Annotated in this window: 11 protein-coding genes; 8 read left to right on the forward strand and 3 right to left on the reverse strand. The window is 41.4% G+C overall.

What is annotated here, in order from left to right; translation table 11 throughout:
- Positions 1-109 precede the first annotated feature (109 nt).
- The gene (gene ppk1 / locus HWQ41_RS01065; RefSeq protein ID WP_292759083.1) at positions 110-2,290 is read left to right on the forward strand and encodes a polyphosphate kinase 1; all 2,181 of its coding nucleotides are present in this window, start codon (positions 110-112) and stop codon (positions 2,288-2,290) included.
- 190 nt (positions 2,291-2,480) lie between these two features.
- Positions 2,481-2,897: a response regulator transcription factor gene (locus HWQ41_RS01070; RefSeq protein ID WP_292759112.1), complete on the forward strand. Its 417-nt coding sequence runs from the start codon at positions 2,481-2,483 to the stop codon at positions 2,895-2,897.
- A 129-nt stretch (positions 2,898-3,026) separates the two neighbouring features.
- Here the strand turns inward: HWQ41_RS01070 and HWQ41_RS01075 are convergent, their stop codons facing one another.
- A complete protein-coding gene (locus HWQ41_RS01075; RefSeq protein WP_292759086.1) occupies positions 3,027-3,200 on the reverse strand; it encodes a hypothetical protein in 174 nt (57 codons plus the stop codon).
- 263 nt (positions 3,201-3,463) lie between these two features.
- Here HWQ41_RS01075 and HWQ41_RS01080 point away from each other — a divergent pair, with 263 nt between their 5' ends.
- Together HWQ41_RS01080 and HWQ41_RS01085 are read left to right on the forward strand one after the other, a co-directional pair.
- Positions 3,464-4,033 (forward strand): DUF2854 domain-containing protein, encoded by a 570-nt coding sequence (locus HWQ41_RS01080; protein WP_292759088.1) that lies wholly within the window; start codon positions 3,464-3,466, stop codon positions 4,031-4,033.
- A gap of 171 nt (positions 4,034-4,204) precedes the next feature.
- Positions 4,205-4,825, forward strand: a complete 621-nt coding sequence (locus HWQ41_RS01085; protein ID WP_292759091.1) for a hypothetical protein — start codon at positions 4,205-4,207, stop codon at positions 4,823-4,825.
- A gap of 150 nt (positions 4,826-4,975) precedes the next feature.
- Here the strand turns inward: HWQ41_RS01085 and HWQ41_RS01090 are convergent, their stop codons facing one another.
- Positions 4,976-5,236 carry a chlororespiratory reduction protein 7 gene (locus HWQ41_RS01090; protein ID WP_292759094.1) on the reverse strand — a complete coding sequence of 87 codons (261 nt, stop codon included), beginning with the start codon at positions 5,234-5,236 and terminating at the stop codon, positions 4,976-4,978.
- 613 nt (positions 5,237-5,849) lie between these two features.
- On the opposite strand from HWQ41_RS01090, the gene HWQ41_RS01095 reads away from it, so the two are divergent.
- On the forward strand, positions 5,850-6,050 hold the full coding sequence (locus tag HWQ41_RS01095; RefSeq protein ID WP_292759096.1) for a hypothetical protein: 201 nt from the start codon (positions 5,850-5,852) through the stop codon (positions 6,048-6,050).
- A complete protein-coding gene (locus HWQ41_RS01100; protein WP_292759099.1) occupies positions 6,038-7,063 on the forward strand; it encodes a PleD family two-component system response regulator in 1,026 nt (341 codons plus the stop codon). The genes HWQ41_RS01095 and HWQ41_RS01100 overlap by 13 nt, the downstream gene beginning before the upstream one ends.
- Before the next feature lie 45 nt (positions 7,064-7,108).
- Here the strand turns inward: HWQ41_RS01100 and HWQ41_RS01105 are convergent, their stop codons facing one another.
- A complete protein-coding gene (locus HWQ41_RS01105) occupies positions 7,109-8,314 on the reverse strand; it encodes a histidine kinase (RefSeq protein WP_292759102.1) in 1,206 nt (401 codons plus the stop codon).
- Between the two features lie 1,131 nt (positions 8,315-9,445).
- Between HWQ41_RS01105 and HWQ41_RS01110 the strand changes: the two genes are divergently transcribed.
- On the forward strand, positions 9,446-9,598 hold the full coding sequence (locus HWQ41_RS01110) for a hypothetical protein (protein ID WP_292759105.1): 153 nt from the start codon (positions 9,446-9,448) through the stop codon (positions 9,596-9,598).
- A 32-nt stretch (positions 9,599-9,630) separates the two neighbouring features.
- Positions 9,631-11,025 (forward strand): S-layer homology domain-containing protein, encoded by a 1,395-nt coding sequence (locus HWQ41_RS01115; protein ID WP_292759107.1) that lies wholly within the window; start codon positions 9,631-9,633, stop codon positions 11,023-11,025.
- Positions 11,026-11,337 lie beyond the last annotated feature (312 nt).

Consider the following 11,337-nt stretch of genomic DNA (forward strand, 5'->3'; position numbering starts at 1 on the left):
TTCCCTTTTTCGACTCCCCGAAAAGCTGCTTCGCCTCTATGCACCATTTAACTTAATATGTTTATTGTCCCCCAGTTAAATGGGCTACATCTGCCTGCCCTTAGTCATTATGGCAAAATCTAAAAAAAGCGCTACCCCCATCAATCTCAGCGATCCACAATATTATCTTAACCGAGAGTTAAGCTGGTTAGAATTTAATGGCAGGGTGTTACATGAAGCCTGTGACGATCGCACGCCCCTTCTCGAACGCCTCAAGTTTTTAGCAATCTTCAACTCTAATTTAGATGAGTTTTTCATGGTGCGCGTTGCTGGTTTAAAGCAACAAGTAGAGGCGAAAGTCACCCTGTTAACTTCCGATGGTCGCACACCACAACAACAGCTAGACGATATTAGGTCTACCCTCACTCCCCACGTCAAGAAGCAGCACCAACATTTTGAGCAAGTACTTCGTCCCCTACTAGTAAATCATGGCATCCATATCCTAGATTACATAGATTTGAATCAAAAACAGCGGACTCATCTCAACAGTTATTTTGAAGAACAAGTCTTTCCAGTTTTGACTCCCCTGGCTGTTGATCCCAGTCATCCCTTTCCTTTTATTTCTAATCTCAGTCTGAATTTGGCTGTTGTAGTCAAAAACCCAGACACCGAAGAAGAATTCTTTGCCAGAGTCAAAGTCCCCAGTGTTTTACCACGATTTTTACCGATACCGCCTGAGTTGCGAACTGTGGACAACGACAAACCTGCTCACTGGACTGGAGTACCTTTAGAACAAGCGATCGCTCATAATTTGGAATCTCTATTTCCAGGAATGAATATTCAAGAATATCATCCGTTTCGCATTACCCGTGACGCTGATTTAGTATTAGAAGAAGATGAGGCAGATGACCTATTGTTAGCGATCGAACAGGAATTGCGAAAACGGCGGCTGGGTGGGAGTCCAGTCCGGCTAGAAATTCAATCCCAGACTCCTGAAACAGTGCGATCGCGATTATTGCATGATTTGGAATTAACAGAAAGTGATCTTTACGAAGTAGACGGACTTTTGGGCCTGCGGGATTTGATGTATTTTATGGCCTTGCCATTGCCGGAACTCAAAGATCCACCACGCCAATCTGTTGTACCATTACGCCTGCAAAGGTTGAGGGAACCGACTTTAGATCCAGATGCGCTGGAGACGGACGAAGGAAAAGACTTTTTTGCTGTGATTCGGGAAAAGGATTTGCTAGTACACCATCCTTATCAATCCTTTTCGGCTACAGTAGTGCGTTTTATTACCCATGCTGCCTACGATCCGAATGTGTTAGCCATCAAGATGACCCTTTACCGGACTTCTGGTGACTCGCCCATAGTCAACGCTTTAATTGCCGCCGCCGAAAATGGCAAGCAGGTATCCGTGCTGGTGGAATTAAAGGCGCGATTTGATGAGGAGAATAATATTTACTGGGCAAAACGACTAGAAAGAGTTGGAGTTCATGTTGTTTATGGTCTAGTGGGGCTGAAAACCCATAGTAAGACTGTGATGGTGGTACGGCGCGAAAAAGACCGGATACGTCGCTATGTGCATATTGGCACTGGTAACTATAACCCCAAAACGGCACGGCTGTATACAGATTTAGGATTGTTCAGTTGCCGTGAAGAATTGGGTGCTGACATCACAGATTTATTTAATTTCTTGACAGGCTACTCACGACAAAAGTCTTATCGAGAGTTGCTGGTTGCGCCTGTGAATATGCGCGATCGCTTTTTGGCACTAATTCACCGCGAAATCGAAAATGTTCAAAATGGATTTACTGGACGCATTGTTGCCAAAATGAATGCCCTAGTCGATCCAGAAATCATCGCCACTTTATATGAAGCTTCCCGCGCCGGAGTGCAAATCGACTTAATTATCAGGGGCGTTTGTTGTTTACGCCCAGGACTCAAAGACATTAGTGAAAACATTCACATAATCAGCATTGTCGGTCGCTTTTTAGAACACTCTCGGATTTATTATTTTCATAACAATACACAGGAGGAAATCTATATCGGCAGTGCCGACTGGATGCGCCGCAATCTAGATCGCCGAGTGGAAGTAATTACCCCAGTCAAAGACCCTGATATTGCCAAAGATTTGCAAGAAATTATGGGAATTATGCTCGCAGATAATCGCCAAGCTTGGGAATTACAAGCTGATGGCACTTACATTCAACGGCGTCCCTATGATGATTCTCCAGAAGCCAATTCACAAAAAATTCTCATGAATATGGCATTACGCTCAACTGGTGTAGCCTCAAACCTGATTGATTAAAAAATAAGTTATTTCTACCTTGACAACTAGCTCAACTTAGTTTTTTTAGAAAACTTTAATTTTTTGATAAGTTATCTAAGTTGTTTGTCATGGGTTCACACAAGTTATTCAACCATAGGATAGAGTCAGTGCTGGCACTTGTTCTCATAAACTGGAAAGGTTATTCTGAATAAATTTGTCTTTCCCCTCAATGTTAATGTTATCCTGTGAGCTTTCTACCTTGCGTGTTCTAGTAGTTGATGACCACGAACTGACTCGTTTAACCTTACAATTGATTTTTTCTTGCCAGGAAAATATTCAAGTAGTAGGTTTAGCCAGTAATGGTGAAGAAGCTATAGAAATGGTTAAACGTTGCCATCCTGACGTGATTGTTCTAGATTTACAAATGCCAGTCATGGATGGCTGGAGTGCGTCTAGTCACATTAAAGCTATATCTCCGAACACCCAGATCCTTGCTTACTCCTCAGTGGAAGACGTAAATTTTCAGGGAACAAAGGCAATGTCTAGCTTTGATGACGTTTGCAAGAAAGATGTACCGACAAGCGAACTTATTGCCTTAGTTAGGCAATTAGGTCAGCGTACAGGAGATGGTTCAGTTGCAGGATAAATGATACAGCTATGTTGCTTTGACAACTCAGGCTTAGTTCAATTCTGGGGATTTGAGGACATGATAGTACTGAGAAGCGTCGGTACAACCTGAAGTTTACGGTTAAACCGACGCAATTTTTGATAATTTCTATTCTACCGGAATGGTGCGTCTAAATTCATCAATTAATTCATCCAGTTCTTCTAAAGCCTGATTTACGTCAACTCTCAAAGTTCCCAGGTTTGGTTGCTCCAGTAGGCTTAACAGGTACTCGCGTTTACTTTTAACTGTGACAATTCGTTCTTTTATAGTCTGTAGATCCATTATTTTTTTCCTATCTTTAACTACCTTTAATTTTAAAGTTAACTCAAAATCCAACATTCTGGGGCACTAAGCTAGGTCAACCTAATTAAACATCAAACGCTCAGGAGATAGATCCCCGACTTCTCTAAGAAGTCGGGGATCTATGTATTTTGTTTATTTATACCACCTACTTACTGACTTAAGTTAATAGTCTTCCCTAATTTGTTAGTCATAGCCGATGATAATAAAACTGAGGTATTAATAATTTATACTAATTGAAGCTCATGTTACGCCAAATCTCTTTGGGAACACTCGGTTTAACTATCGGCGGCATATTAACCATCATTGGCTTTGTCGCTTATGCTGCTAATAATGCCACACTCAATCTTGTCGGATTTTTTTACGGGATTCCTCTATTGTTGGGAGGGCTGGCGCTGAAAGCTAATGAACTTAAGCCAGTACCCTTTAGCCAAACTACGTCACCGTCAGCATTGATACTGCGCCAGCAGCAAGCAACTGATACTCAAAATAAAATTCGCAAAGACATCACCCGATATTGCTACGGTCAAGATGCTCATCTAGATACAACACTTTCTTTTCTGGGTTTGAGTCCCACAGACCAGGAACGGCCAATAGTCACAGGGTTGCGAGAAACAGAAGTTAATGGGAGCTATGTCCTAATTTTAGAATTTGATTCACCGCTAATACCAATTGATGTATGGCAAAAAAAGCAGGAAAAAATGACCAACTATTTTGGCCCTGGATTGGAGATTCAAATAACGCAGCCATTTGAAAATAAAGTTGAACTAGCACTGATAAACACTCAAAAAGGGTCACTAGTCAATAGTCAATAACAAAAATTATCGCTACCAAAACTCCATTGCTTTATAACTTGTCGTTACCCACATTAAAGCTTTTTATAGTATCAGTCCAATCCAATAATGCCGTGGGAGTTTCGGTAGCGCATTGCTCAATGATATCCCAATCATCATATCTCCGATGTGGTTCGTAGACGAGAAAAAATCATGAGCAAATATAGAATTTTAAACCCTGAGCAAAGTTACACTTTTAGTCAATACTTTTTGTTGCCCAATCCAACAATAGACATACTGGCTGAGTTTGAGTACAGTTACGATCGCACAGAGCTAGAATTACCAAGATACTTTGCTGAACTGAGCTATTTAGAATTTTTAAAAAATTATTTGCAGCGTAATATAAAGCTTTTTAACCCAATCGCTGAGATATCAATACGAGAATTTTTAATTGCACCTATCCTTGCTGAAATATGCGATCAGACAAAGGCTCAACTATATAGTGAGTATCCGATTAATGTCAATGAAAAACTCAAAGGTACTTTAGATTATTACTTACATAAATCTAACTCCCTATTGGTGATTGAAGCAAAACAATCAGATATCAGAAGAGGGTTTACACAGCTAGCAGTAGAATTAATAGCTCTTGATCAGTCCCTAGATCATGAAAAAGCTATTTTATATGGAGCAGTTACCAATGGAGATGACTGGAAATTTGGTACTCTTCATAGAGAAGATAAGCGGGTTGCAGAAGATATTAAACTTTACCGTGTTCCTGAAGGTTTAGAAGATTTAGTACGAGTGCTTGTCGGTATCCTTTCATCTGAGAGTTAGAGGCGATGCCTACGGCGGCCACTGAGCCTTGCCGTTCGCGCAGCGTCTCGTAGAGAAGTGCGGTAAACTAGGCATTGCTTTGAGTTGTGTGACACACTTTTAAGGAATCGCCGAATTAATACATTTTTCTATTAACCACTGACCCAAAAGTTACTTTTCTAAACGAACTGCATACCACTGCAAATATTGCCCAATACCAATATCTAATTCGCAGCTGGTGTCGAGTAAATATTGTGCTTGAGCTTCCGCAGTATCAAACTTTTGCAAGTCAGGTGGCAAATCTTGAATTATGAGTTGTTGGAGAGTTTTTTTGAGCTTTTCTAATAATTCTGATGGTGTCAGAAATTGTTCTGGTTGATTTGTTTCTAGAACAACAAAGTGATCTTGCTGATACATTAATGGGTCTGGCATTTTAAAGATTTAGTGAATTTAAATAGGTTTTGATTTTTTTTGTAAGAACTTCTGGTTGTTTGTGTACCCAAGAAGATGATGGTTTTATGTGTTGTCTGTGAAGTAATTATAGGATTTATTGTTCCAAATATTAATCTTAATTTAGTATATCTATATTTATCTAACATTAGCTAATAAATTGCCGTATTTCAGAAGAAACGACCTAATTTTAATTTAACTAAATATACTGAATCTAATGAAATAAGAATTATTACTTAACTTCTTAACCCTGATTCACTGGAAAATAAAGCTTTGCACCAAGTTTAATCTCAATCTTATGTAATTATACTAAACCTCCGTAAGCCTTGCGAATAGACTAAATAAATTTAAGTCAGGTGATATTAGTATTTAGTATTAGCTATCTTCTGAGCGCACTTTGGCAATTGCTTTGCCCTGTCTCACTAGGTTTATAAACTAACTCCAAAACTAAATAATTAAGGTGTGCATTTGCAATTCTCAAAAAAATCGCAATTTGACTTTAACAATGGGGAAATATAAAAGTAACATTTCCTCCTATAACCATAGCCGAACAAAAAGGTAACAATTGCGTTCGTGTTCCAATTATAGATTGTCTATGCAACTTAGTTATCTACCGCTTGCTTGGCTCAGTAAGATTGAGCAGTCTATTGTCAAAAAACATTTGATTGTGAAGCCAGACACACCTTTGCCACAAATCCTGGCATTGATGAAAAGAGCGATCGCCCCCATGCGATTGAGTTGTACAGCCTTTTTCAGGATAGTCCCGCAAGTGGAAGGCAACTCATGTCAGGCATAAGCCCATTTTCTGTTTCTAAGCAACCACCACTGATTTTAGTGGCTGATGATGACAAGACCATGCGAGTGTTGTTGCGTAAAGCTATGGAACAAGAAGGTTATCGAGTGGTCGAAGTCAATGATGGTAAACAATGTTTAGATGCTTACGAGGCTCTCAAACCCGATATAGTTTTGCTAGATGCTGTAATGCCTGTGATGGATGGCTTTACCTGCTGTCAGGAGTTGCACAAGATTGCGATTAATAATATAATACTAGCCCCTGCACCCTTTGATACTGACTCGGGCTTTAACAATACTATGATCTCCAAGATGTGGGAGCGCACTCCCATATTGATGATCACATGCTTGGACGATGAGGAATCCGTAAAGAAGGCTTTTAAAGTAGGGGCGACTGATTACGTCACTAAGCCAATAAATTTAACTGTATTCCGCCATCGGTTGCGCGAATTGCTAAAGCAAGCGCAGGTTTACAAAGAATTAAAGGCTACAATCCAAGCTTTCCACCATCTCGCCAATGTAGATGGCTTAACTGAGTTGGCAAATCGCCGCTGCTTTGACGGTTATCTCAATAATCAGTGGATTGATCTCATACAAAAGGAATCTCCCTTGTCAATGATTTTGTGTGATATCGACTTTTTTAAATTTTATAACGATAAATATGGCCATCCTGCTGGAGATGTCTGTTTACAAAAGGTGGGTGCTGTCTTAAGCGTTAAGGCCCAAAAACATCAGGATTTAGTAGCCCGTTATGGTGGCGAAGAATTTGCTGTGATTATGCCAAACACCCCTGCATCTGGCGCAGTTCACGTTGCCGCAGCGATACAAGCAGGAATCAAAGATTTGCAAATTGTTCATGACGGTTCTGCGGTGAGTCAGTATGTCACCCTCAGTATGGGCATGGCGACTGTTGTCCCCACTTGGGAATCCTCACCTTTAGATTTGATTGTGCGGGCAGATAAAGCACTCTACCAAGCAAAGGCCGGGGGGCGCGATCGCTTTATCTCAAGTTCTTAATTGTCATTTGTCATTTGTCATTTGTGAATGCCCAATACCCAATACCTAAGAAGGATAAACTGGCAGTGTGAAGTGGAACCATGCTCCGTTATTGGGGGCAGAGTCCACCCAAATTTGGCCATAATGTGCCAGGATGATGCGTTGGCATAAACAAAGACCAATGCCGTAACCTTCTGTACCTTCATCCCGTTGCAGGCGGAAGTGGTTTTCAAAGATGCGATCGCGATTCTCTACAGGAATACCAGGCCCATTATCGCCAATACTAAACTGAACTTTTTGGGTAGTGCGGTGTAATCCGCCAACGCTAATCTTGCCACCTTCTGGGGTGTATTTGATGGCATTATCCAACAAATTTACTAGCACTTGGCGGATGCGTTCTGGGTCAGCATATACGTATGGTAAGTCATTGGGAATATCCGTTTCTACCTCTTGGGATTTGGCGGTGTAGCGATCGCACAATTCTTCCAGTACATCTAAACACAGTTTACCCAGCTGTACTTTTTGTGGTAAAATAGGAAACTCTGTATCTTTGCCACGACCTACCTGCAAAAGATCGGCAATCATCCGATCAATGATCTTAGTTTGATTGCGGGCTTGTTTTAGTAGATGGGCCGTCATGGATGGTTTGAGGCGCTGGAATTCCCCTGTATCTAAATTGTAGTTAGATTGGAGAGTTTCTATGGCGATCGCGACAGCAGTTAGCGGATTGCGGAGATCGTGTGCCAGCATCGCAATTACCCGATCTTTAAACTGTAGCTGCTCTTGGAGGTGATCTTTTTCCTGTTTCAAGCGAAAAATTTCGTCTGAGAGTCGGATTAGTTCAGCAGAAACAGCAACTGAACGGATAGTGGATTTGGGTGATGTCACTCTAGCATTATCATCTATACGTTCTTGTAAGTCTTCTTGTAATTTTAAGTAGGCATCTACAGCGGCTTGCCAGCGAGGCCACCAGTTTTGCAATTGTGCTACTATATTACTCCCAGCCAGAACCTGTTGTGGTTCGGGATGAATTTTGATTAAAGCTGGCGTTGCGATCAATTTAAAATGTTCTGCTAAGTAAGGTTGTTGTCCAACATCGATAATTTGAAGTTCAAAACTATACTCAGCCTGCAATTCTTTTAAGTAAGCACGTATTCGCTGCACCTGTTGTCGGGACTTGGGGCGTCCATCGACAAACAGTAACAGCTGGAGTGGAGCCTCAGAATAAATAGGCTGATCCTGGGAAACTTGCATGTAATCGTGTTTCAGCACTCGTAACAACCCGGTGACGCTTTACAGAAAGTAAAATGGACTGACGGTTGTCGATGGTCGTTGTTTTTTCTTCAATTTAATATCTATTTTAGATTTTCATACTCTTATCAGAACTGCGTTTTTGACATCAGACATATCTTTTTGCTGCCTTTTGCCCCTTTTTGGCTAACTTCATCTCCAAGAAACACCCTTGCCCTTGAATATAAGTCTTAATTTGCCCTGAATCAAAATTTTCGCCAGAGCCAGCAGGTGAAAGGTTTAATATTATGTCAAATCGGCTAGTGCAGCACCATGTCAATTCGAGTTCTCGCTTTGAACAAGCGATCGCCTAAGCAAACGCAGATGCTAATTGTATCTACTCTATCAGCAAGCTGTTAACTGTTCAGACCAAGTTTCTAGAGGGTTTTCTCAACCGCCAGTGCATCCGATGAAGTGTCTTTTTTGTCTCTACCCAATCCTACTGATGATTGGGAAACAGCCATAGCTAACAGATATTAGGGAAACTGTTGCAACACTTGATTGCTTTGCCTATGACCCCATTCGCCAAGAATAACGAACTTACGCCAAGTTCCTGGAATTGCTTAATACTGGCATTTTCCAGCTATTGCTTTACTCAGCTTACCATCGTCAGATGAATAATTTCCAGAATCGATTGTAAGCCAGCGTTAGCAAACTTTATCCATTCCCCTCCTTGGGTGAGGCTAAGGGGGGCTTTAGTCCTAGTCTATCACTTTAGTTGCTTGGCGTAGGCTTTGCCCGCCTTCGGCATCGCCTGACTGCTAGTGCATCTTGAAGGAGAGTGAACTACCCACACTGACTTTGAGCTTGCCTTGTACAGTGTCGGTTTCTGTAATCAAAGGGGAGTGCCTAAACTTAGACTTTCGCCCAAGTTTAGGACTTACCACCCCTCCTACAGCAGAGACGGCTGAACATAGGAGCCTTTAGCATGATTTATTCTTGCCTACTTACTTAACCTGTCATAATCCCAGTAGTGGAGTAATAGCTTAGAGTACCAAAATCACAAAACTCATATCTAGCAAGCGTTCCAGATTTATTTGTATTTTTTTTCCGAAAATGTTAGTTTGTCAGAATTTTAGGGAAATCTATAAATAAGCATGGGAATAAAACCTAATGGCTGTAAAACAAAGACAACACGGTAGCTTTTTGCTACCGTTTACTAATTTTTTGAGATATCATCATCTTCACGAATACGAAGAAAAGCAGGGGAAGCAAGGGAAGCAATGCCCAATGCCCCAATCCCATTTAATGAACAGTCTGCGCTAGGGTAGGAATTGAAACTCAATTTGTGATTTCCTGTGCTTCCCTGTAAACGTCCAGCTGTATTTCTAATTTGGGCTGTTCTACTCACTTCGTTAACAGCCTGTGCTAACAGTCCAGTCGCCAAAAACCTTGAGCAATCTTTGGCGGCAGATCCTAAGCTGCAAAACAATCCAGCTGTCTTTGGAGAATCTCAGGTTAACCAACCGCAAGCACAGCAAAACCAATCAACAATTCAGTTACCAGCTGATTTTCCTAAAGATATTCCACTATATTCCAATGCCAAACTACAGGAAGTTACACCTGCTAGCGGCTCAGAAAACAGAGTCTCAACTCGTTGGTTGAGTTCTGACCCCAGCAACTTTATTGCTAGCTTTTATCGCAGTCAGTTTCAAACAAATAACTGGCATATTTTACAACAGCCAACAGATGATGCCGGAGGTGCTTTTGAGGCACGTCGTAACGATTTGCTGTTGAAGGTTTCCATTCAGCCGAAATCAGTTACTAACGCCACACCTAATCAACCCCAAACAGCCACTGAATTACTGATTGAGTACGTACCGAATAGTACTGCAACGGCACAACCTACCCCAACTACAAATCCTAACGAAACTACTAACGCTGTTCCTCAACCAGGCAATCCACAGTTCATTGGCCCGGTACCACCTGCAAATTTGGCAGCACAGCCACCAAGCACGGCTAATAATCAAACAACTCCTACAGCCACACCTGAATCTCAGGCATTCAACGATCTGAACAAGGTGCCGCAAGAATGGCGGCAACACATCCAAGACTTGGCTGCATTAGGTGTTTTGTCTCTAGAACCAAAGGCAACTAAGAGCAACTCCACTACCACAACTAACCAGTTTGAACCCAGTAAAATCGTTACACATCGGGAATACGCCCGTTGGCTAATTGCTGCTAACAATGCTATATATGCCAGCAATCCAGCTAAACAAATTCGCTTGGCATCAGAAAGCACTCAATCAGCTTTTAGTGATGTGTCGGCAAAAGACCCTGATTTTCCAGCAATTCAGGGATTAGCCGAAGCTGGGTTAATTCCCAGTCCTTTATCTGGAGATTCTACAGTAGTTTTGTTTCGTCCTGATGCACCCCTAACGCGGGAACAGTTGCTACTGTGGAAATTACCCCTAGATACTCGCCAAGCTTTACCCTCTGCTAACTTAGATGCGGTCAAACAAACCTGGGGTTTCCAAGACGCAACGCGAATTGACCCCAAGGCTTTAAGAGCAGTCTTGGCTGATTACCAGAATAGCGAACAATCGAATATTAGGCGGGTGTTTGGTTATACGACTCTGTTTCAACCTAAAAAACCAGTAACTCGTGCTGAAGCTGCTACAGCTTTGTGGTATTTCGGCACTCAGGGGGAGGGTGTATCGGCTGCTGAAGCTTTGAAATTAAAGCGCGGTTAGTCTCTCGATAGCATAAAAGTGGGCAATTTCCACCCTTTAGTATGTAGAATTTTCCATTTCTTTGTAATATACCTATTTTTATCAAGAAACTGTAAATCTAAGTATTTTCAGCGTTTTTATCTGGGTTTGATAAACTTTTAAGGGATAGTTAAGTAAAACAACGTAAATTAACTCAATAGACGTACTTAGTTTTGAAGTAACTCAAAAGAGGAGTTATCAGACTATTGCCCTTTGATTACTTTTGAACAAAAGACTTCTTGCATAAATCAAAAAAAGAACCCCACCCCGCCTTTGACTTACGTCAAAGTCTCC

Origin of the sequence: Nostoc sp. NOS(2021) (assembly GCF_017115025.1) — a bacterium.
In the GTDB taxonomy this organism is placed as follows: domain Bacteria; phylum Cyanobacteriota; class Cyanobacteriia; order Cyanobacteriales; family Nostocaceae; genus Nostoc.

Excerpts from the sequence above, each read along its gene's own strand:
- ppk1 (WP_292759083.1), top strand. The coding sequence starts at position 110 with ATGGCAAAATCTAAAAAAAGCGCTACCCCCATCAATCTCAGCGATCCA.
- HWQ41_RS01070 (WP_292759112.1), top strand. The coding sequence starts at position 2,481 with ATGTTAATGTTATCCTGTGAGCTTTCTACCTTGCGTGTTCTAGTAGTT.
- HWQ41_RS01075 (WP_292759086.1), bottom strand. The coding sequence starts at position 3,200 with ATGGATCTACAGACTATAAAAGAACGAATTGTCACAGTTAAAAGTAAA.
- HWQ41_RS01080 (WP_292759088.1), top strand. The coding sequence starts at position 3,464 with ATGTTACGCCAAATCTCTTTGGGAACACTCGGTTTAACTATCGGCGGC.
- HWQ41_RS01085 (WP_292759091.1), top strand. The coding sequence starts at position 4,205 with ATGAGCAAATATAGAATTTTAAACCCTGAGCAAAGTTACACTTTTAGT.
- HWQ41_RS01090 (WP_292759094.1), bottom strand. The coding sequence starts at position 5,236 with ATGCCAGACCCATTAATGTATCAGCAAGATCACTTTGTTGTTCTAGAA.
- HWQ41_RS01095 (WP_292759096.1), top strand. The coding sequence starts at position 5,850 with ATGCAACTTAGTTATCTACCGCTTGCTTGGCTCAGTAAGATTGAGCAG.
- HWQ41_RS01100 (WP_292759099.1), top strand. The coding sequence starts at position 6,038 with ATGTCAGGCATAAGCCCATTTTCTGTTTCTAAGCAACCACCACTGATT.
- HWQ41_RS01110 (WP_292759105.1), top strand. The coding sequence starts at position 9,446 with ATGGCTGTAAAACAAAGACAACACGGTAGCTTTTTGCTACCGTTTACT.